Here is a 21,329-nt window from a genome sequence, read left to right as displayed (position 1 = left end):
GGTCGGGTGAGCGATCCCGTCCTGCCGAAGCCTCTGCGCGTCGCCGGCATCGTCTTCGGGTGGCTGCTCGGGGCGCTGCTCGTCGCCGCGATCGGCGCCACGGCATGGGTCGGCGTCCGGGGGCTGGAGGCGTACGGACACCTGCGGGATGCCGAGGCCACGGCCCGCGAGACCGTGACGAAGATCAGCGACCCCGCCCAGGCGTCGGGCCTCATCGACCGCCTCGCCGCCGACACCTCCGCCGCCCGCGCGCTCACCTCCGACCCGGTCTGGGCCGTCGCGGAGCGCATGCCCTGGATCGGCCCGCAGCTGCACGCCGTGTCGACGGTCGCGGCGGCCGCCGACAACGTCGCCGGCTCCGCGCTGAAGCCGCTCGCCGGCGTCGCGGCGAGCTTCTCCATCGATTCGTTCCGGCCCACGGGCGGGAAGATCGACACCGCGATGTTCGCGGAGATCGCCGAGCCCGCGCGCCTCGGCGCGGACGGGGTGGCCGCCGCCTCGGCATCCGTCTCGGCCCTCGATGGCGACCTCCTGCTGGGGCCCGTGCGGGAGGCCGTCTCCGACGTCGCCGACATGCTCGAAACGAGCGCGAAGGCGACCGACGCCCTGGCTCGCGCGAGCGCCCTCCTCCCCTCGATGCTCGGCGCCGACGGGGCCCGCGACTACCTCGTCGTCTTCCAGAACAACGCCGAGTGGCGATCGCTCGGCGGCATCGTCGGCGCGATGGCCGTCATCCACACCGACGCCGGCACCATGTCGATGACGGCGCAGGGGTCCTCGGGCGACTTCCGGAAGTACGACGAGCCGGTCGTGACCCTCGACCCCGAGATCACGCGGATCTTCGAGAAGCGTCCCGCGCAGTGGATCCAGAACGTCACCCAGGTGCCCGACTTCTCCATCACGGGGGAACTGGCCCGGGAGATGTGGAAGCGCGAGACCGGCGTCGAGGTCGACGGCGTGCTCGCGCTCGACCCCGTCGCGCTGTCATACCTCCTGAAGGCGACGGGCCCCGTCACGCTGCCGACCGGTGACCTGCTGACCTCCGACAACGCGGTGCAGCTCCTGCTGAACGACGTCTACGAGCGCTACGAGAAGCCGGCCGACCAGGATGCGTTCTTCGCCGCCGCCGCCGCCGCCGTGTTCGACACCCTCGCGACGGGGTCGGCGAACCCGACCGCGCTCGTCACGGCGCTCGGCCGCGCCGGCGATGAACGTCGCCTGCTGATGTGGAGCGCGACGCCGGAGGACCAGGCGGTCATCGCGGAGACCACCCTCGCCGGCGGCCTGCCGGTCACCGACCACGAGACGGCCCGGTTCGGCGTGTTCCTGAACGACGGCACCGGCTCGAAGATGGACTACTACGTCACGGCCGACACGACCGTCGGTTGGGACGCCTGCACGGTCGACGCCCGCGATCGCACCGCCGACCCCGTGACGCTGACGCTCACGCTGACGAACACGGCCCCGGCGGATGCCGCCACGTCGCTGCCGGAGTACATCACGGGCGGCGGCTCCTTCGGCGTGCCCGCAGGCGTCGCGCGCACGGTCGCGTACCTCTACCTGCCCGAGGGGTACACGCTCATCCAGGCGTCGCGCACCGATGCGGGCGGCTTCGGCGGCGGCTTCCACCGCGGCCTGCAGGTGCTCACCTTCAGCACCGACCTGGAGCCCGGCGCATCGGCGACCGCCACCATCACGGTGCAGCCGCCTGAACCGGGGGCCGCGACGGTGACGGCGGACGTCACGCCCACTGTCGATGCCGACGTCCCCACGCGAATTGGCGCTGAGTGCGCGGCCGCGTACGATACACCGTAACCTCCCCCCGGAAAGTGACTCCCCCATGCGCCGACTGACTCGTTTCGCCCTCGCGGCGGCGGTGGTCGTGGGCTCTGCCCTCGCGCTGCCCCAAGCTGCGGTCGCCGCGGGCGTCATCTACCCGCCGTCGGACGCGTGCTCGGTGAGCCCGAGCGCCGCCGGCGCGAACGAGACCCTCGACTTCTCCTGCGGCGGCGCGACCTTCGGCGCGAACGAGACCGTCACGATCACCGTGACAGGGGAGAACGGCGCCGGGGCGAGCTTCGCATTCGTCAAGTTCGCGGTCTCCACCGGCAGCACGGTGCGCACCTCCACCGCCACCGGTGCGCTCGCGCCCGTGTCGATCACGCTGCCGAGCAACGCGAGCGGCGTCTACAACATCGAGGCCATCTCCGCGACGTCGGCCGGCGGGGTCGCCAGTGCGACCGTCGCGGCGGACGGCCAGCTGCCCGTGACGGGCGGCGACAGCACCCAGCTGCTGGGCCTCTGGATCGGCGGCGGGGTCCTCGTCGTCGCCGGTGCCGCGATCGCGATCGCGGCCGCCGTACGGCGCTCGCGTCGACGCGATTCCTGACGGGTCGCACGCAACGATTGTTTCCGCGACCGGCCGGAAGTTTACGTGAGCGTAACCCAAGGGATTTGCGGATCCGGCCGCATTCCTGAATACTTGCCGGGACGAACCTATTCCTTGGCTGACCGCTCCACAATGCATTGATGGTCAGGGACTCCCCCCTCCCCGAACTGAAAGCAGGATGCTCATGAAGCTCCGTCTCCCCCAGGCCGTCGCCACCGTCGCACTCGCGGCCGGCCTCGTGTTCGCCCCCATCGCCGCCAACGCGACGACCTACAACCCGACGGTCCCCTCGGGCAGCACCGTGACCATCGCCCCCGGCGCCCCCGTCACCATCACCTTCACCGGCTTCGCGCCGAACGAACTGGTGCGCTTCTTCCTCACCGGCGAGAACGCCTCCGGTGCGACCCTCGCCGCGGCGAAGTTCGTCTACCAGACCAACGTCCCGATCGGCTCGAAGACCGCGACCGCCGCCGGCGCCGTCGCACCGACCGTCACGCTCCCGAGCAACGCGACCGGCAGCTACACGCTGACCGCGACCGGCGCGACCTCCACCGCGTCCGCCACGGCCACGATCACGGTCGCGGCCGCGTCGGGTGGCTCGACGCTTCCCAACACGGGCGGCGACAGCGGCCAGCTCCTCGGCCTGTGGATCGGCGGCGGCGCCCTGCTGCTCGCCGGTGGCGGCATCGCCGTCGCGACCACGGTCCGTCGTCAGCGCGGCCAGGCCACGGCCTGATCTACGTACGCGAAACGCCCCCGAGCTTCGGCTCGGGGGCGTTTCTGTTTGTGATCGTCTATGCGACGGCGCTGGCCGCCACCGGCTCCGCCACCACGAGGATCGGCAGGTGGTCGCTCTGCCCCTGCGGCAGGGTGCGCACCGTCTCGATGTCGAACGACACCGACGTGGCGAAGTCGTAGTGCCCGCGGAAGAACTTGTACCGCGTGTATGTGCGCACATCGCTGAGCGTGAGCTCGTAGCCCTGCGCGCGCACCTTCTGCCCGAGGTTCTCCTTGAACACGGGGTAGTTGTAGTCGCCGACCATGAGGATCGGCAGATCGTCGCCCAGGGTCGACAGCTCCGCGAGCGCCGCGCCGATCTGGTGGCGCCGCAGCGAGTTCAGTGCCGTGAGGGGCGCCGCGTGGAAGGACGCCACGATGAGCTCGCGGTTGTGGTCGATGTCGTGCAGGCGCACGCCCAGCATCCGCTCTTCCGCGGGCTTCAGCACGCGGTCGTGCAGCGACTTCTTCAGCGACATCGACCTCGCCTCGATGAGCCGGAACGTGTTCTCGCGGTAGTAGACCGCGAGGCCCAGCCGGTTGCGGGATGTCGCGTCGGCCAGCCGCAGCCCGCCGATCTCGTCGGGGATGTCGCTGGTGTCGGCCTCCTGGAGGCAGACGACATCCGGGTGGTGCTGCCCGATCAGGCCGGCGAGCTCGCCCGCGGCGCGGTGCTTGCGGAGGTTGTACGAGATGACCTTCATGACCCTCCCACCCTATGCGCACGCCCTATGGGCGGGCTTCACGCGTGCCGTCAGTCGTCGTCGTCGGTGTCGTCGTTGCCGTCGCCGAGCACGCGGCGGGCGCGCGTCTGCTCGGCACGCAGGGCGAGCAGGTCGTCCGCGGGGTAGCCGACCTCGGTGAGGCTGAGGCCGCGGGCGGCGAGCACCTTGAACTCGCTCGTGCGCACGCCGTCGTCGCGGAGCGACGCGACATCCTCCACGTCCAGGCGCCCCTCCCCGACCGCGACGCACGCGCCCACGAGCGCCCGCACCATGCTGTGGCAGAACGCGTCGGCCTTGACGTTGGCGATGAGGATGCCGGCGGCGTCGCGGTGCCAGTCGAACTCGAGCAGCGTGCGGATCGTCGTCGCGCCCTCGCGCGGCTTGCAGTAGGCCGCGAAGTCGTGGAGCCCGATGAGGGAGCGGGCCGCGGCATCCATCGCCTGCTCGTCGAGGTGCGCGCGGACGGTCGTGGTGCGATGCCGTTCCATGGGGTCGTAGCCGGTGCGGCGGTCGGCGATGCGGTACGCGTAGCGCCGCCACACGGCGCTGAAGCGGGCGTCGAAGCCCTCGGGCGCGAGGGACGTGCGGCGCACCGTCACGTCGGGATACTGGCCCAGCACGCCCACGATCCGCGGGGCGAGGGCGTCGACCGGGTCGGTCGCGTCGTGCCGCGGGCGCCGCTGCAGGAGCCGCCCCTGCTGCGCCTCGTCGAGGTCGACGTGCGCGACCTGGCCGCTCGCGTGCACGCCGGCGTCGGTGCGGCCCGCGACGACGAGGCGAGGGCTGCCGCCGAGGATGCGGCCGAGCGCGCCCTCGATCGTGCCCTGCACGGTGCGGAGCCCGGGCTGGTGCGCCCACCCGCGGAAATGCGTCCCGTCGTAGGCGATGTCGAGGCGGATGCGCACACACCCAGCCTACGGCGGGCGCGGGTTGGGCCCCGCCTCGGCTCGGGGTTGGCGGGGCGGGGCGGGGCCGTGTGGCGGGCGGGGGCGCTGCCGCGGGTTGGACCCCGCCTCGCGGTTCGCCCCGCGCCGACCCGCCTCGCCTCGCGCCTCGCGGTTCGCTCGCGCCGACCGGCCTCGCCTCCCGCCTCGCGGTTCGTTCGTGCCGACCGGCCCCGCCTCGCGCCTCGCGGTTCGCTCGCGCCGACCCGCCCCGCCTCGCGGTTCGCGGGCGCCGAAGTGCGGGTCAGGCGCGGGCACACCCGCACATCGGCGCCGATGAATCCACGACCGACTCCTCGCCCGCGCCGAAGTGCGGGTCAGGCGGCCACGCATCCGCAGTTCGGCGCGGATGAAGCTCGGGAGCCCTGCGCGTGCCGCGGGAGCGTGACCCTTCGCCCCCGGCCGATCCTTTGTTCGCGCCGAAGTGCGGGTCGGACGGCACACCCGCACATCGGCGCCGATGAATCCACGACCGACTCTTCGCCCGCGCCGAAGTGCGGGTCGCCCGGCCACGCACCCGCACTTCGGCGCGGATGAAGGCGCGGCCACGCATCCGCAGGTCGGCGCAGAGCAAGGCTCAGACACCCAACCGCAGGAAGCGCAAGATCAGCGCAAGAGCCTCGCAAGATGTTCCCCCGGTGGTAGGCCATGTCCGGGCCCGGGGTTACATTTCTCTCACGCCCCGCTGGGGAGGGGTCGCTCATACGGTTGGTGTCCGGGGGGAATTGCCAGCCGCAACGTGGGCGATGATGCGTACATCGTCGCCCACGTTGGAGCACGGTTCTGCCGGGGCTTCTGGTTGTGACCGGCGCGGGGGCCATTGGGGGGTGCCCGCACGCGCCGGCCACAACCAGCGAGAGCGTCTCCAGCCCGCAGAGCGGGATGGCGCTGTCGCGGCGCCGCCGTCGACCTCACTGGGGGGAGGGGTCGTCTCACGTCGAGCGCTGCTCCCAGCATGTCCGATGTTCGGCGCTGAGGACGAATCCATGCGCGGTATGTCGCATCGGGCTCTTGGGATCGCGGCGCCGGTCCCTCGTCCGAGCGGCGGATTCCGTGCCCGGGCACACCGATCGGATGCGGTTGCCCGCCGACGCACGCAGGATCTCCGCCGTTGGGTCGGCTGCGCGACGGCGGGATGCTGCGCCCGACGCGTCGTGGCAACGCGGCGATGCCCGGCGGCGAAGCGCAGCCCGCGGTTCTCGGGTCAGCGCAGCGCGGCGTCGACCTCGGCGCGCGTCGGCGGATTCGCGCCCACCCGGGACACGGTGATGCCCGCGGCGACCGCTGCGCGGCGCATCGCGCGCTCCACCGCGGCCTCGGAGGTGAACAGCATCGGATCGTCCAGGGCGCTCGAGACGAGGCTCGCCATGTACGCGTCGCCCGCGCCGATCGTATCCGCGACGTCGACCGGCCAGGCGGGCACCTCCAGGATGCCGTCCGGCCCGAGCGCCATCGCCCCGGCGGATCCGCGCGTCATGACCACGAGCCGCGCGCCGTGCGCGGCGATGTCCGCGAGGACCTCCTCGGGCTGGCTGCCGGGATACAACCACGCCGCGTCCTCGTCGCTGAGCTTGACGAGATCCGCGGCACGGACCGCGTCGCCGAACCGGGCCAGCGCGGCGTCGCGGTCGCCGACGAGCGCCGGCCGGATGTTGGGGTCGATCGACACGAGCGCGGCGCCCCGCGCCGCATGCCGGAGCGCCTCGAGCACCACTGCCCCGCCGGGCTCGAGGAACAGCGCGATCGACCCGGAGTGCACGAGGCCGATCCCATCGAGGTTCGGTACGGGGATCCGCCAGTCGATGTCGAACACGTAGGAGGCCGACCCGTCGGCACCCAGCCGCGCGCGGGCGGTCGAGGTGGCGGCATCCCCCCACGACTGCGGCGTCAGGGCCGCGCCCGACGAGGCGAGGTGCTCGGCGATCCGTGCCCCGCGCGGATCGTGCCCGATGCGCGTCTGCAGCGCCGTGAGGTGGCCCAGACGCGCGAGACCGACCGCGACGTTCGCCGGACTCCCGCCGACGAGCTCGCGCGAGCCGTCCGCGCTCTCGACGATGTCGATCAGCGCCTCGCCGATGACGAGCACCCGTTGTTCCACCGCGCCTCCTTGCGTCGCTCCGAGTCTCCCAGGTGCACGCGCCCCGCGCACGCCCCCGCCGCCCCGCATCTCCCGCCGCGTGAGAAACCACATCCAGCATCGCAAACCACGGTACGCGTGATGTCTCACGCTCGATGTGGTTTCTCGGCCCGGGACGGGGCGCACACCGCGGCACGTGCCCCGCGCACGCCCCGCCGCACCCCGGCGCGCCCCGCGCACGCCCCGGTCGCCCGGCATCCCCCGCCCCGTGAGAAACCACATCCAGCATCGCAAACCGCGGCACGCGTGATGTCTCACGCTCGATGTGGTTTCTCGGCCCGGTGGGGGCGCCGGGCCGGTGAGCGCTCGGCCCGGTGGGGGCCCGGCCCAGGGGGCTCGGCCCGGGGGCTCGGCCCGGTGGCGGCGCCGGGCGCCCGGGCCGCGCCCCGCGCACGCCCCGGCCGCCCGGCATCCCCCGCCCCGTGAGAAACCACATCCAGCATCGCAAACCGCGGCACGCGTGATGTCTCACGCTCGATGTGGTTTCTCGGCGCCGCGCACCCCGCGGCGGCACCACGCGCACCCCCGCGACGCGCGCCGCCGGGCACCGACCAGGGCAGGGTCGAAACGTAGACTGGATGGGACGTCTCCGAGCCTCCGTCGCACCTCCTCCCCCCCCTATGACTTCTTCCGCTTCCGCGCGCTTCGCGGGCCTCGACGGCCTGCGCGCCGTCGCCGTCCTCCTGGTGGTGATCTACCACCTGTTCCCCGCCTGGCTGCTGCAGAGCGGCTTCATCGGCGTCGACGTCTTCTTCGTGATCTCCGGGTTCCTCATCACCTCGCTGCTCCTGCGCGAGCGCGAGCGGAACGGCCGCATCGCGCTCGGCCCGTTCTGGATCCGCCGCGCCCGCCGCCTCGTCCCCGCGCTCGTCGCGGTGGTCACGGTGTGCGCCTCCGCCGCCTGGCTGATCGGCGGCGACGTGCTCGTCGGGCTCGGCCTGCAGGTCGCCGGGGCGGCGACGTTCTCCTACAACTGGCTGTCGCTCGCGACCGGCGCCTCGTACTTCACGGCCTCGCAGCCCGAAGTGTTCCGCAACCTCTGGTCGCTCGCCGTCGAGGAGCAGTTCTACCTGCTCTGGCCGCTCCTCCTCCCCCTCTTCCTCCTGCTGCCCGGACGCTGGCTGCGCACCGCCGCGGCCCTCGCGCTCGGCGCCGGGTCGGCCGCGTGGGCCGTGACGCTCCTCGCGACGGCGGAGCCCACCCGCACCTACTACGGCACCGACAGCCACGCGTTCGGACTGCTCCTGGGCGTCGCCCTCGCCTTCGCCCTGCAGGGCGCCACCACCCGCACGGCGCCGCCGCTCGCGGTCCGCCTCATGGGACCGGTCCTCGGCACGGCCGCGCTCGCAGCTCTCGTCGCGCTCGCCACCATGACGCCCACGACGGATGCCGTGACCTTCCCCGGCGCCCTCGTCGCGGCATCCGTGCTCGCCGGCGTCGTCATCGTGGTGTCGGTGCGGCCGGGGTCACTCTTCGGTCGCACGCTCGACATCGCGCCGCTGCGCTGGATCGGCGAACGCTCCTACGGCATCTACCTGTGGCACTGGCCGCTCGTCGTGCTCGTGACGGCGGCAGGCAGCGGCACGACGGCGGATGCCGGTGTGCCCGTCGCCGCGGGCGCGACCGCCGCCGTCCTGACCCTGGTGCTGTCCGAGCTGTCGTACCGGTTCGTCGAGCAGCCGGTGCGCGTGCACGGGTTCCGCGGGGTCGGGCGGCGGGTGCGCGCGCGGCTGGCGTCGTCCCCCGCGCGCCGGTTCGGCGCCGTCGCATCGATCGTGGCCGGCGCCGTGCTGCTCGGTGGGACGACGGCCGCCGTGGCGGCGGCGCCGGAGACCACCTCGAGCGAGGCCGTCGTGCAAGCGGGTCAGGACGCACTCGACCGCGCCCTCGCCGACGCGGCAGCGGGGCCCGAAGCCCCGCCCGCCCCCGCCGCACCCCCGGCCCCGACCGTCCCCGCCGCCCCCGACGCCGCCCCACCCGCGGCCGCGGCCCCGAGCCCGACCCCCTGCGCCACGCCCGGCCCGCAGCTGCCCGCCGGGGATACCGCGGCCCCGTGCCGCCTCGCCGACGACCGCCCGGCTCCGCCGGCATCCGCACACGTCGCCGGCGACCGCGTCACGGCGATCGGCGACTCCGTCATGCTGGCATCGGCTCCCGGACTGCTCGAGACCTTCCCCGGCATCCATGTCGATGCGGAGGTGTCCCGGTCGATGTGGACGGCGCCCGAGATCCTCACCCGCCTCGCCGACCAGGGTCAGCTGCGCGAGTACGTCGTCGTCGCGCTCGGGACCAACGGCCCCGTCGACGGCGCCACCCTCGAGGACGTCGCCCGCATCGTCGGACCGGCCCGCCACCTCGTCCTCGTCAATGCCTTCGCACCCCGCGACTGGATCCCCGGGGTCAATCAGGAGATCGCCGCGTTCGCGGCATCCCATCGCGGCGTCTCGATCGCCGACTGGTCGGCGGCCATCGACGACCGGACCGACCTGCTGGCGAGCGACCGGATCCATCCGGGCGCGGCGGGCGGGAAGGTGTTCGCGGATGCCGTCGCGACGGCCGTGCAGCGCGTCGAGGACGAGCAGCTGCAGGCGCGCTACGAGGCCGCCGACCTGCTGTGGTCGATCCGCCACGCGATCCCGGTGCGGGAGGGCGGCCGGCCTCAGTAGTGCTTCACGAGAGCGCGTGAGCGGTCGGTGGCCGTGAAGCCCAGCCGCTCGTAGAGCGTGTTCGCGCCCGTCGGGCTCTCCGTGTCGACATCGAGGACCGCCTTCTCCAGGCCCGTCTCCGCGATCGCGGCCAGCGTGCGCGAGACGACGAGCGGCGCGAGGCCCCTCCGGCGGTGATCCCGCACGACGCCGATCAGGTCGATGTACGCGTTCGAGGCGCCGAGCGTCACCCAGTCGTCCTCGTTCACCGACGCCAGGCAGAACGCCACGATGCGGTCGCCCACCACGGCGACGCGCGAGAGATCGTGGCGGAAGAACGGGCCGCCGACGAACTGCTGCCAGCGCTCCGGGTCGGTCGGCAGGCTCCCCCAGTGGTCGCGGAAGGCGTCGTTGCGCGCCGCGCGCCCCGCGTCGCGCATCTCGGGGGTGAAGGGCACGACCAGGATGCCGTCGGGCTCGGGGAGATCCGGGAGCGGGGCCGCGCTGTCGCGCACCATGCTCGTGAACCAGCGCTCGGTCTGCAGCCCCAGCCGCTCCGCGATGACGACCGCGCCGGCGTCGCGCTCATCGGCGTACATGACGGCCTCCGCCGGCAGCGGGGAGCCCGACTCGGCGAACTGCTGACGTGCCCGTGCGAGCTCCCACTCGGCCACCGCGGTGCCGATCCCGCGCCGCCGCCACTGCGGGTGCACGACGCCGTCGAGGTAGGCGCGGACCACCGACGAGCGGTCGGCGTGCGGCATCGCGATGCCGACGGCGACGGCGGTGCCGTCCGCGGCGAAGCCGACGAGGGTGTCGCGGATGGAGTCGACGTGGCTGAGCTCGAGCGTCTCCTCGAGCTCCTCCCGGGGCGTCGTGTAGGTGGGGTGATCGACGGGCGCCGCGGCCGCGTAGACGCTGTGCATCGCGTCGATCTCGCCCAGGCTCGCGGGGCGCCACTCCGCGACGTCCGGGTGCGCCGGCGGGGCGGGATCCGGCGTCGGTCCGAGACGCTCGGCGAGAGGCAGGTCGTCAGTGCTCACCGTTCCAGCGTACCGAGCCGCCCGGACGCGGAAAGGCCCGCTCCCCGAAGGGAGCGGGCCTTTCACACGGTGCGGAGCCTTACGCGGACTTCTCCTCGACGGCGTCCTCGGCGGCGGCCTCAGCGGCAGCGCCCTCCTCCTGCGACTCGGCGCCGGCGGCGGCGGTCTCGTCGGCCTCGACCGGAGCCTCGGCGGCCTCCTCGACGGGAGCCTCCTCGACCGGGGTCTCCTCGGCCGGAGCCTCGGCGGCGGGAGCGGCCTTGGCGGCCTTCTTGGCGGACTTCGCCTTCGGCTTCACCGGCTCGAGGACGAGCTCGATGACGGCCATGGGGGCGTTGTCGCCCTTGCGGTTGCCGATCTTCGTGATGCGGGTGTAGCCACCCTCACGCTCGGCGACGAGCGGCGCGATCTCGGTGAAGAGGACGTGCACGACCTCCTTGGAGCCGATGACGCCGAGCACGCGACGACGCGCGTGCAGGTCGCCGCGCTTGGCGAACGTGATGAGACGCTCGGCGAGCGGGCGAACGCGCTTGGCCTTGGTCTCGGTCGTGGTGATGGACTTGTGCGTGAAGAGGGCCGCGGCGAGGTTCGCAAGCAGCAGGCGCTCGTGGGCGGGGCCGCCTCCGAGGCGGGGACCCTTGGTGGGCTTGGGCATGTCAGTTACTCCAGTTGAAAAGTGTCAGCGAGAGACCCGGGCGAGCCGGAGTCGACTCAAACGGTCTCGTCGTCGTATCCGCCGTAGAAGTGCGCGCCGTCGAACCCGGGGACCGAGTCCTTCAGCGACAGGCCGAGCGAGATGAGCTTGTCGCGCACCTCGTCGACCGACTTCTGGCCGAAGTTGCGGATGTTCATGAGCTGCGTCTCCGAGAGGGCGACGAGCTCGGACACCGTGTTGATGCCCTCGCGCTTGAGGCAGTTGTACGAACGCACCGACAGGTCGAGGTCTTCGATCGGCATCGACAGCTCGTTGGTGAGGACCTGCTCGACCGGCGCCGGGCCGATCTCGATGCCCTCGGCCTCGACGTTCAGCTCGCGGGCGAGACCGAACAGCTCCGTCAGCGTGCGGCCGGCCGAAGCGACGGCATCCCGAGCCGAGATCGAGGACTTCGTCTCGACATCCAGCACCAGCTTGTCGAAGTCGGTGCGCTCCCCGGCACGGGTCGCGTCGACGCGGTAGCTGACCTTGAGGACGGGCGAGTAGATCGAGTCGATCGGGATCTGACCGGCCTCGGCGTACTCGTTGCGGTTCTGCGTCGCCGAGACGTAGCCGCGGCCACGCTCGATCGTCAGCTCGAGCTCGAACTTCGCGTTGTCGTTCAGGGTCGCGATGACCAGGTCGGGGTTGTGCACCTCGACGCCCGCGGGAGCGGAGATGTCCGCCGCGGTGACCTCGCCGGCGCCCGTCTTGCGGAGGTACGCCGTGATGGGCTCGTCGCGCTCGGAGGAGACCACGAGCTGCTTGATGTTGAGGATGATCTCGGTGACATCCTCCTTCACGCCCGGGATGGTGCTGAACTCGTGCAGCACACCGTCGATGCGGATGCTGGTGACCGCGGCGCCGGGGATCGAGGACAGCAGGCTGCGACGCAGCGCGTTGCCGATGGTGTAACCGAAACCGGGCTCCAGGGGCTCGATGACGAACCGGCTGCGGAACTCGCCGATCTTCTCCTCGGTCAGAGTGGGACGCTGTGCGATGAGCACTATGTGTTCCTTTCAGTCACGTGACCGCTATTTGACACGTGCAGTTGGTGAGGTTTTGAGTTTTTGTCGTCGGATGCCGCATGAGTCGCGGCCTCCGGGAAACGGCGGCAGCCGGGGCACCGTCAGGTGCCCCGGCTCCGAATGATCAGACGCGGCGGCGCTTCGGGGGACGGCAGCCGTTGTGCGCCTGCGGGGTGACGTCCTGGATGGACCCCACCTCGAGGCCGGCGGCGGTCAGCGACCGGATCGCGGTCTCGCGGCCCGAGCCCGGACCCTTCACGAAGACGTCGACCTTCTTGACACCGTGCTCGGCGGCCTGGCGGGCAGCCGACTCGGCGGCCATGCCGGCCGCGTACGGGGTCGACTTGCGCGAGCCCTTGAAGCCCACGCCACCGGAGGACGCCCAGCTGATGACGGCGCCCGACGGGTCGGTGATCGAGACGATCGTGTTGTTGAACGTCGACTTGATGTGGGCGTGGCCCAGCGCGATGTTCTTCTTCTCCTTGCGGCGCGGCTTGCGCGCGGCGTTCTTGGCCTGTGCCATTTTGCGTTCTCCCTAAATCCTTGGGGCGCCGGCGGAGGCCTAGCGCGCCTTCTTCTTGCCGGCGACGGTGCGCTTGGGACCCTTGCGGGTACGCGCGTTCGTCTTCGTGCGCTGACCGCGCACCGGGAGGCCGCGGCGGTGACGGACGCCCTCGTAGGAGCCGATCTCGACCTTGCGGCGGATGTCGGCGGCGACCTCACGGCGGAGATCACCCTCGACCTTGTAGTTGCCTTCGATGTGGTCGCGGAGCGTGACGAGCTGCTCGTCAGTGAGGTCCTTGACCCGGATGCTCTCGTCGATCTCCGTTGCCTTGAGGATCTCGACCGAGCGGGTACGGCCGACGCCGTAGATGTAGGTAAGCGCGATCACAACGCGCTTGTCGCGCGGGATGTCAACGCCGGCAAGACGTGCCATGCGGTTCTCCTAGGGAGTGATGGAGGTGTGGAGCAGGATCGGTGCCCGGGCCTCCGCCCGAGGTGTCCCCGACCGAGGTCGGTTCTTGTTCCTGCCTGTGTGTGTATTGAGTTGTGGGTTCGCGGGGCGGATGCCGACGGCATCCGCTTCACGTCAGCCCTGGCGCTGCTTGTGGCGCGGGTTGGACTTGCAGATCACCATGACGCGCCCGTGGCGGCGGATGACCTTGCAGTGGTCGCAGATGGGCTTGACGGAGGGGTTGACCTTCATGATGTTTCCTGTTTCGCTGTCTTCGTACCCGGGCACAGACGTGCTCGGGCCGTTACTTCTCAGCCGGTCTAGCGGTAGCGGTAGACGATGCGTCCGCGCGTGAGATCGTAGGGCGAGAGCTCCACGACGACGCGGTCCTCCGGGATGATGCGGATGTAGTTCTGCCGCATCTTGCCCGAGATCGTGGCCAGGACCTTGTGTCCGTTGGTGAGCTCGACGCGGAACATCGCGTTGGGCAGCGCTTCGGAGATCACGCCCTCGATCTCGATGACACCGTCTTTCTTAGCCATAGCCTCGTTGTCGCTTGTGCAGACCGGCCGGTCTGCGGGTGGATGGGGTTCGGTGCCTCGACACGCCAATAAAGGCGCAAGGCACCAAAGATCAAGTGTACGTGGTATCGGGGCCTCCGGCAACTCGGCCCCGGTTCGCCCCCGCCCCGCGGTGCGTGTGCGGGGCACGTTTCCCCCGCCGCGCCGCCGCCCCGCGTAGCCGCGCCGCGTTGCCGGGCCCCGCCCCGCCCGCCGCCGCGCCGAGAAACCACATCTGGCATGAGAAACCACATCCGGCATGAGAAACCACGGCTGTCGCTGTTTCTCGTGCAGGAAATGGTTTCTCAGGGCGCCGACGAGGCCGGACGCGGGCCGAGCAAGGGTGTCCGGCGTCTCCTGCACAGGGCGAGGCGGAGACGGATCCCGTCCACCGGCGTGGCGGATGCGGTGCGTGCGCGCCGCGGAGCGACGACGATGAGCGGATGCCGATGGCTCCGACCCTCCTGTCGCCCGCCCCGCTCATCACCATCGAAGAAGCCCGCGCGCTCGGGACGCGGGTGCATTCTCCGGCCTACCGCCGAGTGCGTCCCGGCATCTACATCGAGGGCCGGGTGTGGGAGTCTCTGGCCGGGTGGCAGCGGTATCAGGTCCGGGTGCAGGCGTTCACCCGTGCACACCCGGATGCGATCCTCTGCCTCGAGTCTGCCGCCGTCGTGCACGACCTCCCGTTGTTCGGGCACCCGCGCGACATCCACGTCTACGACCCCGACCGCGCGGCATCCCGTCGATTCGGCGACGTCGCCGTGCACACCAGCGCCGACGGCCGGGCGGTGCAGCTCGTCGCCGGCATCGCGGTGACCGATGTGGCCGACACGGTGGTCGACCTGGCCCGCATCCTCCCGCCGGCGCATGCGCTGGCGGTCGCCGACGCGGCGGTGTCCCCCGCGCAGGGCGGGTCGCTCGACGTCGACGAGCTGCGCGGCCGCGCTTCGACGCAGTGCACGCGCCGCGGCCGCGCGCGCCTCGAGCTCCTCTGGCCGATGATCGACTCGCGGTCGGAGTCCCCCGGTGAGAGCATCAGCCGCGCCGTCATCCTCTGGAGCGGCCTCGAGGCGCCCGAACTGCAGCGGGAGTTCCGCTACGAGGGAGCACTGGACCGCGTCGACTTCTTCTTCGCCTCGGTCGGCGTCATCGGCGAGTCCGACGGGTGGGGGAAGTACGGCCTCGACGATCCGGCGGGAGCTCAGCAGCGCCTCCGGGAGGAGAAGCGCCGGGAGGATCGCCTCCGCCGCCACGGCCACGCGTTCGCGCGCTGGGACTACGCCGACGCCGTCCGCGTCGAGCCGCTGCGCCTCGCCCTGCTGCGCGCCGGGGTTCCTGCGGTGCGCCGGCCGCGACCCGCGCTCCTCGCGACGCTGCGCCGCAACCCGCGCTCACTTCCTCCCGGACAGTGAGAAACCACATCCGGCGTGAGAAACCACGCCTCGCGTGATGTCTCGTGCTGGATGTGGTTTCTCGGCGCCATGCAAGGTCCGCCGCGACCCCGACCCCGACCCCCCGGAACCTACTCGAACAGCGAGGCGAACTCGCCCACGGCGGGGATCGTCGAGTTGGCGATGACCTCGCCGTTGACCACGAGCGTCGGGGTGCCGATGCCGGAGGCGCCGGGCTGCACCGGGGTCTCCTCGGTCTTCGCGGCCACGAACTTCTCGTACTGGACCTCGGTGACGCACTCGTCGATCCCGTCGACGCCGACGCCCGCGGCGATCTCGAGGATCTGGTCGTCGGTCAGGCCGGTCGAGCCCTCCTCGGGCTGGTTCTGGAACAGGGCCTGCATGAACGGCACGGCGGCGTCGGGGTCCGCCTCGGCGACGCAGTACATCGCGTTGGCCGAGCGGGTCGAATACGCGGTGCCCTGCGAGTACCGGTCGAGGATCGCGATGGGGTGGATGTTCAGCGTGATCGTGCCGTCCTCGACGAGGCTCAGCATCTCCTCGCCGTACGCCTCCTCGAACTGGCCGCAGATCGGGCACATGAAGTCGATGTAGGTGTCGAGGGTCTGCTCCCCGTCGCCAACGACGACGGCGCCGGTCTCCTGGTTGACCCCCGACCCGCTCGGCGGCGTCCCGGGGTCGGTCGCGGCGTTGTTCATCCACACGACCAGGCCGATCACGAGCGCGAGCACGACGAGCACCGCTGCGCTCACCCAGATCGCGAACCAGTTGGTCTTGCCTGCCGTTGCCATGAGAACCCCTTAACCGATCCGCGCCGGCACGACGCCGAAGGGCGCGAGTCCGGCAGCTCCGCCATCGGGCGCGGTGAGCACCCAGATGCCTCCATCATGCACGGCGACGCTGTGCTCCCAGTGGGAGCCGTCGCTGCCGTCGACCGTCGTGACGGTCCAGTCATCGTCCTCGACGAACGTCTCGTCAGAGCCGCCGGTGACCATCGGCTCGATCGCCAGGCACAGCCCCGGCCGCACCTCGGGCCCGAGGTCGGCGACGCGGTAGTTGAACACGGTCGGCCCCTCGTGCATGCGCCGGCCGATCCCGTGCCCGACATAGTCGCGCAGGATGCCGTAGCTCTCGCCGGATCCCTCGATCGAGGTCTGCACGGCGTCGCCGATCTCGCCGACGCGCTTCGCCGACGCGAGCGCCGCGATCCCGGCCCACAGCGACGTCTCGGTCACGTCCGACAGACGCTGCCGCGCGGCGACGAGCTCAGGCCGCGCCGGGTCGGGCACGACGACGGTGATCGCCGAGTCGCCGTTCCAGCCCTGGTACTGCGCACCGCAGTCGATCGACACGATGTCGCCCGGCTCGAGCACGCGCTCCCCCGGGATGCCGTGGACGACCTCGGCGTTGACGGAGATGCAGGTCGTGTGGCGGTAGCCGCGGACCAGCTGGAAGTTCGACTCGGCACCCCGTGAACGGATGACGTCGGCGGCGGCGGCATCCAGTTCACCCGTCGTGACACCCGGCGCGATGAGCGCGCGGACGGCGTCGAGGGCGGCGGCGGTGATGAGGCCGGGTTCGACCATCGCCCGCAGCTGGGCGGGGGTCTTGTACAGGGAGCGGCGAAGACCCACGATCAGGCCGAGATGGCGCGCGCGGCGAGGGCCGCCGTGATGCGCTCGGTGATCTCGTCGAGCGAGCCGACGCCGTCGATCTCGTCGACGATGCCGCGGGCGCGGTACACGTCGAGGATGGGTGCCGTCTCGGACTCGTAGATCGCGAGGCGCTTGGCGATGGATTCCTCGTTGTCGTCGGCGCGGCCCTGCTCGGCGGCACGCAGCGACAGGCGCTGGATCGACTCCTCGCGCGGCACGGACAGCTCGATGACCGCGGTCAGCGCCTCGCCGCGCTCCTGGAGGAACGCGTCGAGGTCGGCGACCTGGCCGAGGTTGCGCGGGTACCCGTCGAGGAGGAACCCTCCCGCGGCATCCGCTTCGGCCAGCCGGTCGCGCACGATCGCGCTCGTCAGGTCGTCCGGGACGAGGTCGCCGGCGTCGATGATGGCCTTGACCTTCAGCCCCAGCTCGGTGCCCTCCTTGACGTTCGCGCGGAACACGTCACCGGTGGAGACGGCGGGGATCCCGAGCGCCTCTGCGATGCGGACACCCTGGGTGCCCTTGCCGGAACCCTGGGGTCCGATGATCAGGAGGCGAGCGGGGGCTGAGGTCATCGCAGAAGTCCTTCGTAGTGTCGCTGCTGCAGCTGGGCGTCGATCTGCTTCACCGTCTCCAGGCCCACGCCGACGATGATGAGGATCGACGCGCCGCCGAACGGGAAGTTCTGGTTGGCGCCGACCGTCGCGAGGGCGATGAGCGGGAGGAGGGCGATGAGGCCCAGGTAGATCGAGCCCGGCAGCGTGATCCGGGTGAGCACGTAGTCGAGGTACTCGGCCGTGGGGCGACCGGCGCGGATGCCGGGGATGAAGCCGCCGTACTTCTTCATGTTGTCCGCGACCTCGACCGGGTTGAACGTGATCGCGACGTAGAAGTACGTGAAGCCGATGATGAGGAGGAAGTACACGAGCATGTACAGCGCCGAGTCGCCGGTCGTGAAGTACTGCTGGATCCAGGCCACCCATCCCGGGACCGAGCCGTCGGCGGCGGGCGTCTGGTTGAACTGGGCGATGAGCGCCGGGATGTACAGCAGCGACGAGGCGAAGATGACGGGCACGACGCCGGCCATGTTGACCTTGATCGGGATGTAGGTGTTCGTCCCGCCGAGGGTGCGCCGGCCGACCATGCGCTTGGCGTACTGCACCGGGATGCGGCGCTGGGACTGCTCGACGAAGACGACGAGGGCGACCACGGCGATGCCGACGGCGAGGACGAGCAGGAAGACCTCGAAGCCGCGCGCGAGGGCGATCGACCACATCGCGGCCGGGAAGGTCGCGGCGATCGAGGTGAAGATGAGGATCGACATGCCGTTGCCGACGCCGCGCTCGGTGACGAGCTCGGCGAACCACATGATGAGGCCGGTGCCGGCGGTCATCGTGATGATCATGAGCAGCTGCGCCCACCATGCGTCGTTGGTGAGGAGCGTCTGGCACTCGGCGATGCCGGTGTTGCCGAAGAGCTGGCCGGAGCGGGCCACGGTCACGAGCGTCGTCGACTGGAGGAGCGCGAGCGCGATCGTGAGGTACCGCGTGTACTGCGTCAGCTTCGCCTGGCCCGCCTGACCCTCCTTGTAGAGGGTCTCGAAGTGCGGGATGACGACGCGCAGGAGCTGCACGATGATCGTCGCCGTGATGTACGGCATGACGCCGAGGGCGAAGATCGACAGCTGCAGGAGGGCGCCACCGGAGAACAGGTTCACGAGGGACAGCAGCCCCTCGGTCCCGCTGGACTGGTCCAGGCACGACTGCACGTTCGGGAAATCCACGAACGGCGTCGGAATGTGCGCACCGAAGCGGTAGACGGCGATGATCGCCAGGGTGAAGCCGATCTTCCGCCGGAGATCCGGAGTGCGGAAGACCCGCGCGATGGCGCTGAACAAGGGCATTTCCTCCAGTGGGGTGGCCGGTGCCTCGGGAGACACCGTCTACCAGAGTACGGCAACAGGGGCCGGAGGCATGCCTCCGACCCCTGCCGCTGGACTACTTGATCGAACCGCCCGCGGCGACGATCTTCTGCTCGGCGGAACCCGAGACCTTGTCGACGGCCACGGTGAGCTTGACCGAGATGTCGCCGGTGCCGAGCACCTTGACCTTCTCGTTCTTGCGGACCGCACCCTTGGCGACGAGGTCGGTCACGGTGACGTCGCCACCGGACGGGTACAGCTCGGCGAGCTTGTCGAGGTTGACCACCTGGTACTCGACGCGGAACGGGTTCTTGAACCCGCGCAGCTTCGGCGTGCGCATGTGGAGGGGCATCTGCCCACCCTCGAAGCCGGCCTTGACCTGGTACCGGGCCTTCTGGCCCTTGGTGCCGCGGCCGGCCGTCTTGCCCTTGGAGCCCTCACCGCGACCGACACGGGTCTTCGCGGTGTTGGATCCGGGGACCGGACGCAGGTGGTGCACCTTGAGCACACCGGGGCGCGAGGCGGGCGCGTCCTTGGACGCGGCCTTCTTCGCGGGGGCCTTCTCCGCCTTGGCGGCAGCCGGCTTGGCGGCAGCCTTCTTCGGCGCGGCGGCCTTCTTCGGGGCGGCCTTCTCGGCCGCGACGGCCTCGACCGTCTCGTCCTTCTTCTCAGCCATTAGTCGATCTCCTCAACCTTCACGAGGTGCGCGACGGTCTTGACGTAGCCGCGCGTCTGCGCGTCGTCGGGACGGACGACGGAGTCGCCGATCCGCTTCAGACCGAGGGAACGCAGCGTGTCACGCTGGTTCTGCTTCTCGCTCACCTTGGACTTGACCTGGGTCACCTTCAGGCGGCTAGCCATCAGACACCTGCCTTCTGCGCAGCCGCGGCCTTGGCCTCGTTGCGGATGATGATGCCCGGCACGACCTGGTCGTAGTCAAGACCACGACGGGCGGCCACGGCGCGGGGCTCCTCGAGGCTCTTCAGAGCCGCGACGGTCGCGTGCACGATGTTGATCGTGTTCGACGAGCCGAGCGACTTGGAGAGGACATCGTGGATGCCGGCGCACTCGAGCACGGCGCGCACCGGACCACCGGCGATGACACCGGTACCGGCCGCGGCCGGACGCAGGAGCACGACGCCGGCAGCGGCCTCGCCCTGCACCGGGTGCGGGATGGTGGAGCCGACGCGCGGCACACGGAAGAAGTTGCGCTTGGCCTCTTCGACGCCCTTCGAGATCGCCAGGGGGACCTCGCGGGCCTTGCCGTAGCCGACGCCGACCAGACCGTTGCCGTCGCCCACGACGACGAGCGCCGTGAAGCTGAACCGGCGACCGCCCTTGACGACCTTCGACACGCGGTTGATCGTGACGACGCGCTCGAGGAACTGGCTCTTGTCGGCGTCACGCGACCCGCGGTCACGCTGGTTGGCGTTGCGCTCACGACCGCCGCGACGGGGCTCGCGAGCCTCGCGCTCGACGGGAGCCTCGGCCGCAGCCGGTGCCGTCGTCTCGGTCACTTCGTTCTCCTTGTTCTCACTCACAGGTCCAGACCTCCCTCGCGGGCGCCGTCGGCGATCGCCGCGACTCGTCCCGCGTAGCGGTTGCCACCACGGTCGAACACGACGGCCTCCACACCGGCAGCCTTCGCGCGCTCGGCGACGAGCTCGCCGACCTTGCGGGACTTGGCGGTCTTGTCACCGTCGAACGCACGCAGATCGGCCTCGAGGGTCGAGGCGGATGCCAGCGTGTGGCCCTTGCTGTCGTCGACCACCTGCACGAAGACGTGGCGGGCGGAGCGGGTGACGACCAGACGCGGACGCGCCTCGGTGCCCACGACCTTCTTGCGAAGGCGGGTGTGACGACGCGCGCGGGCGTCGGTCTTCGACTTCACAGCCATGATTACTTACCAGCCTTTCCGGCCTTGCGGCGGACGACCTCGCCCGCGTACCGCACACCCTTGCCCTTGTAGGGCTCGGGCTTGCGGATCTTGCGGATGTTGGCGGCGGCCTCGCCGACCGCCTGCTTGTCGATCCCGCTCACGGTGAGCTTGTTGTTGCCCTCGACGGTCAGCGTGATGCCGGCCGGGGGCTCGATGAGCACCGGGTGCGAGAAGCCGAGGGCGAACTCGACGGCCGCACCCTTCTGGGCCACGCGGTAACCGGTTCCGACGACCTCGAGGCCCTTAGTGTAGCCCTCGGTGACGCCGATGATGTTGTTGTGGATCAGGGTGCGGGTGAGCCCGTGCAGCGAGCGCGACTCACGCTCGTCGTCGGGACGGGAGACCAGGACCTGGCTCTCCTCGACCTTGACCTCGATGGGCTTCGACACGGTGAGCGCGAGCTCGCCCTTGGGGCCCTTGACTGCGACATCCTGGCCGTTCACCGAAACGGTGACGCCGGCGGGGATGTCGATGGGAAGACGTCCGATACGCGACATGTCAG

The 21,329-nt window shown here is 71.0% G+C and carries 24 protein-coding genes; 5 read left to right on the top strand and 19 right to left on the bottom strand.

The genetic code is table 11. The features are described from left to right. Nucleotides 1-6: 6 nt before the first annotated feature. The 3 genes from MSA03_RS03100 (at nt 7) to MSA03_RS03090 (ending at nt 3,125) form a co-directional block, all read left to right on the top strand. Nucleotides 7-1,815: a DUF4012 domain-containing protein gene (locus tag MSA03_RS03100; RefSeq protein ID WP_147049577.1), complete on the top strand. Its 1,809-nt coding sequence runs from the start codon at nt 7-9 to the stop codon at nt 1,813-1,815. Nucleotides 1,816-1,840: 25 nt separating this feature from the next. Next, nucleotides 1,841-2,389 carry a cell wall protein gene (locus tag MSA03_RS03095; protein WP_147049576.1) on the top strand — a complete coding sequence of 183 codons (549 nt, stop codon included), beginning with the start codon at nt 1,841-1,843 and terminating at the stop codon, nt 2,387-2,389. 184 nt (nt 2,390-2,573) lie between these two features. After that, nucleotides 2,574-3,125: an LPXTG cell wall anchor domain-containing protein gene (locus MSA03_RS03090; protein WP_147049575.1), complete on the top strand. Its 552-nt coding sequence runs from the start codon at nt 2,574-2,576 to the stop codon at nt 3,123-3,125. Nucleotides 3,126-3,183: 58 nt separating this feature from the next. Here the strand turns inward: MSA03_RS03090 and MSA03_RS03085 are convergent, their stop codons facing one another. From MSA03_RS03085 to MSA03_RS03075, 3 genes are all read right to left on the bottom strand, one after another. Continuing rightward, nucleotides 3,184-3,870 (bottom strand): endonuclease/exonuclease/phosphatase family protein, encoded by a 687-nt coding sequence (locus MSA03_RS03085; RefSeq protein WP_028494763.1) that lies wholly within the window; start codon nt 3,868-3,870, stop codon nt 3,184-3,186. Between the two features lie 50 nt (nt 3,871-3,920). Beyond that, nucleotides 3,921-4,796: a tRNA pseudouridine(38-40) synthase TruA gene (truA, locus tag MSA03_RS03080; RefSeq protein WP_028494764.1), complete on the bottom strand. Its 876-nt coding sequence runs from the start codon at nt 4,794-4,796 to the stop codon at nt 3,921-3,923. A 1,243-nt stretch (nt 4,797-6,039) separates the two neighbouring features. Beyond that, the gene (locus MSA03_RS03075; protein ID WP_147049574.1) at nt 6,040-6,933 is read right to left on the bottom strand and encodes a carbohydrate kinase family protein; all 894 of its coding nucleotides are present in this window, start codon (nt 6,931-6,933) and stop codon (nt 6,040-6,042) included. A gap of 659 nt (nt 6,934-7,592) precedes the next feature. Between MSA03_RS03075 and MSA03_RS03070 the strand changes: the two genes are divergently transcribed. Then, nucleotides 7,593-9,638: an acyltransferase family protein gene (locus MSA03_RS03070; RefSeq protein ID WP_051956223.1), complete on the top strand. Its 2,046-nt coding sequence runs from the start codon at nt 7,593-7,595 to the stop codon at nt 9,636-9,638. On the opposite strand, the gene MSA03_RS03065 is transcribed toward MSA03_RS03070, so the two are convergent. The 7 genes from MSA03_RS03065 to infA all read right to left on the bottom strand — a co-directional run bounded on the left by MSA03_RS03065 (nt 9,632) and on the right by infA (nt 13,879). Further along, on the bottom strand, nt 9,632-10,660 hold the full coding sequence (locus MSA03_RS03065; RefSeq protein ID WP_147049573.1) for a GNAT family N-acetyltransferase: 1,029 nt from the start codon (nt 10,658-10,660) through the stop codon (nt 9,632-9,634). The two genes, MSA03_RS03070 and MSA03_RS03065, sit on opposite strands and share 7 nt — an antisense overlap. 79 nt (nt 10,661-10,739) lie before the next feature. After that, a complete protein-coding gene (gene rplQ / locus MSA03_RS03060) occupies nt 10,740-11,315 on the bottom strand; it encodes a 50S ribosomal protein L17 (protein ID WP_028496506.1) in 576 nt (191 codons plus the stop codon). 56 nt (nt 11,316-11,371) lie between these two features. Continuing rightward, nucleotides 11,372-12,361, bottom strand: a complete 990-nt coding sequence (locus tag MSA03_RS03055) for a DNA-directed RNA polymerase subunit alpha (RefSeq protein ID WP_028496507.1) — start codon at nt 12,359-12,361, stop codon at nt 11,372-11,374. Between the two features lie 145 nt (nt 12,362-12,506). Continuing rightward, on the bottom strand, nt 12,507-12,905 hold the full coding sequence (rpsK, locus tag MSA03_RS03050) for a 30S ribosomal protein S11 (protein ID WP_028496508.1): 399 nt from the start codon (nt 12,903-12,905) through the stop codon (nt 12,507-12,509). Nucleotides 12,906-12,944: 39 nt separating this feature from the next. Then, complete coding sequence (gene rpsM / locus MSA03_RS03045) at nt 12,945-13,319, bottom strand: 30S ribosomal protein S13 (RefSeq protein WP_028496509.1); 375 nt, start codon at nt 13,317-13,319, stop codon at nt 12,945-12,947. A gap of 153 nt (nt 13,320-13,472) precedes the next feature. Further along, nucleotides 13,473-13,589: a 50S ribosomal protein L36 gene (rpmJ, locus tag MSA03_RS03040; RefSeq protein WP_005050492.1), complete on the bottom strand. Its 117-nt coding sequence runs from the start codon at nt 13,587-13,589 to the stop codon at nt 13,473-13,475. Nucleotides 13,590-13,657: 68 nt separating this feature from the next. After that, complete coding sequence (infA, locus tag MSA03_RS03035; RefSeq protein ID WP_028496510.1) at nt 13,658-13,879, bottom strand: translation initiation factor IF-1; 222 nt, start codon at nt 13,877-13,879, stop codon at nt 13,658-13,660. A 467-nt stretch (nt 13,880-14,346) separates the two neighbouring features. Here infA and MSA03_RS03030 point away from each other — a divergent pair, with 467 nt between their 5' ends. After that, on the top strand, nt 14,347-15,312 hold the full coding sequence (locus MSA03_RS03030) for a hypothetical protein (protein ID WP_231478669.1): 966 nt from the start codon (nt 14,347-14,349) through the stop codon (nt 15,310-15,312). A gap of 110 nt (nt 15,313-15,422) precedes the next feature. Here MSA03_RS03030 and MSA03_RS03025 read toward each other — a convergent pair whose 3' ends face one another. From MSA03_RS03025 to rplF, 9 genes are all read right to left on the bottom strand, one after another. After that, a complete protein-coding gene (locus MSA03_RS03025; protein ID WP_028496512.1) occupies nt 15,423-16,103 on the bottom strand; it encodes a DsbA family protein in 681 nt (226 codons plus the stop codon). Between the two features lie 9 nt (nt 16,104-16,112). Next, complete coding sequence (gene map / locus MSA03_RS03020; protein ID WP_147049572.1) at nt 16,113-16,946, bottom strand: type I methionyl aminopeptidase; 834 nt, start codon at nt 16,944-16,946, stop codon at nt 16,113-16,115. 2 nt (nt 16,947-16,948) lie between these two features. Continuing rightward, complete coding sequence (locus MSA03_RS03015) at nt 16,949-17,542, bottom strand: adenylate kinase (protein WP_147049571.1); 594 nt, start codon at nt 17,540-17,542, stop codon at nt 16,949-16,951. Then, nucleotides 17,539-18,864, bottom strand: a complete 1,326-nt coding sequence (gene secY, locus MSA03_RS03010) for a preprotein translocase subunit SecY (RefSeq protein WP_147049570.1) — start codon at nt 18,862-18,864, stop codon at nt 17,539-17,541. The genes MSA03_RS03015 and secY overlap by 4 nt, the downstream gene beginning before the upstream one ends. Before the next feature lie 100 nt (nt 18,865-18,964). Then, nucleotides 18,965-19,564 carry a 50S ribosomal protein L15 gene (gene rplO, locus MSA03_RS03005; protein ID WP_081782759.1) on the bottom strand — a complete coding sequence of 200 codons (600 nt, stop codon included), beginning with the start codon at nt 19,562-19,564 and terminating at the stop codon, nt 18,965-18,967. Then, nucleotides 19,564-19,749: a 50S ribosomal protein L30 gene (gene rpmD, locus MSA03_RS03000; RefSeq protein ID WP_028496517.1), complete on the bottom strand. Its 186-nt coding sequence runs from the start codon at nt 19,747-19,749 to the stop codon at nt 19,564-19,566. Before rpmD ends, rplO begins: the two co-directional genes overlap by 1 nt. Beyond that, nucleotides 19,749-20,429, bottom strand: coding sequence for a 30S ribosomal protein S5 (gene rpsE, locus MSA03_RS02995; protein ID WP_028496518.1), 681 nt, complete (start codon nt 20,427-20,429; stop codon nt 19,749-19,751). Before rpsE ends, rpmD begins: the two co-directional genes overlap by 1 nt. Next, nucleotides 20,426-20,785, bottom strand: coding sequence for a 50S ribosomal protein L18 (gene rplR / locus MSA03_RS02990; protein ID WP_028496519.1), 360 nt, complete (start codon nt 20,783-20,785; stop codon nt 20,426-20,428). Before rplR ends, rpsE begins: the two co-directional genes overlap by 4 nt. 2 nt (nt 20,786-20,787) lie before the next feature. Then, nucleotides 20,788-21,324 (bottom strand): 50S ribosomal protein L6, encoded by a 537-nt coding sequence (rplF, locus tag MSA03_RS02985; RefSeq protein ID WP_028496520.1) that lies wholly within the window; start codon nt 21,322-21,324, stop codon nt 20,788-20,790. Between the last annotated feature and the right edge of the window lie 5 nt (nt 21,325-21,329).

Source organism: Microbacterium saccharophilum (genome assembly GCF_007992455.1).
In the GTDB taxonomy this organism is placed as follows: Bacteria; Actinomycetota; Actinomycetes; order Actinomycetales; family Microbacteriaceae; genus Microbacterium; species Microbacterium saccharophilum.
The sequence above is the reverse complement of the archived record's forward strand: the minus strand, read 5'-3'. Positions and strand labels throughout refer to the sequence as shown.

What these genes read in the sequence shown, in the direction of transcription:
- MSA03_RS03095 (WP_147049576.1), top strand. Translation starts at nt 1,841, where the DNA reads ATGCGCCGACTGACTCGTTTCGCCCTCGCGGCGGCGGTGGTCGTGGGC.
- MSA03_RS03090 (WP_147049575.1), top strand. Translation starts at nt 2,574, where the DNA reads ATGAAGCTCCGTCTCCCCCAGGCCGTCGCCACCGTCGCACTCGCGGCC.
- MSA03_RS03085 (WP_028494763.1), bottom strand. Translation starts at nt 3,870, where the DNA reads ATGAAGGTCATCTCGTACAACCTCCGCAAGCACCGCGCCGCGGGCGAG.
- MSA03_RS03070 (WP_051956223.1), top strand. Translation starts at nt 7,593, where the DNA reads ATGACTTCTTCCGCTTCCGCGCGCTTCGCGGGCCTCGACGGCCTGCGC.
- rplQ (WP_028496506.1), bottom strand. Translation starts at nt 11,315, where the DNA reads ATGCCCAAGCCCACCAAGGGTCCCCGCCTCGGAGGCGGCCCCGCCCAC.
- rpsK (WP_028496508.1), bottom strand. Translation starts at nt 12,905, where the DNA reads ATGGCACAGGCCAAGAACGCCGCGCGCAAGCCGCGCCGCAAGGAGAAG.
- rpsM (WP_028496509.1), bottom strand. Translation starts at nt 13,319, where the DNA reads ATGGCACGTCTTGCCGGCGTTGACATCCCGCGCGACAAGCGCGTTGTG.
- rpmJ (WP_005050492.1), bottom strand. Translation starts at nt 13,589, where the DNA reads ATGAAGGTCAACCCCTCCGTCAAGCCCATCTGCGACCACTGCAAGGTC.
- infA (WP_028496510.1), bottom strand. Translation starts at nt 13,879, where the DNA reads ATGGCTAAGAAAGACGGTGTCATCGAGATCGAGGGCGTGATCTCCGAA.
- MSA03_RS03030 (WP_231478669.1), top strand. Translation starts at nt 14,347, where the DNA reads ATGGCTCCGACCCTCCTGTCGCCCGCCCCGCTCATCACCATCGAAGAA.
- MSA03_RS03025 (WP_028496512.1), bottom strand. Translation starts at nt 16,103, where the DNA reads ATGGCAACGGCAGGCAAGACCAACTGGTTCGCGATCTGGGTGAGCGCA.
- MSA03_RS03015 (WP_147049571.1), bottom strand. Translation starts at nt 17,542, where the DNA reads ATGACCTCAGCCCCCGCTCGCCTCCTGATCATCGGACCCCAGGGTTCC.
- rplO (WP_081782759.1), bottom strand. Translation starts at nt 19,564, where the DNA reads ATGGCTGAGAAGAAGGACGAGACGGTCGAGGCCGTCGCGGCCGAGAAG.
- rpmD (WP_028496517.1), bottom strand. Translation starts at nt 19,749, where the DNA reads ATGGCTAGCCGCCTGAAGGTGACCCAGGTCAAGTCCAAGGTGAGCGAG.
- rplR (WP_028496519.1), bottom strand. Translation starts at nt 20,785, where the DNA reads ATGGCTGTGAAGTCGAAGACCGACGCCCGCGCGCGTCGTCACACCCGC.
- rplF (WP_028496520.1), bottom strand. Translation starts at nt 21,324, where the DNA reads ATGTCGCGTATCGGACGTCTTCCCATCGACATCCCCGCCGGCGTCACC.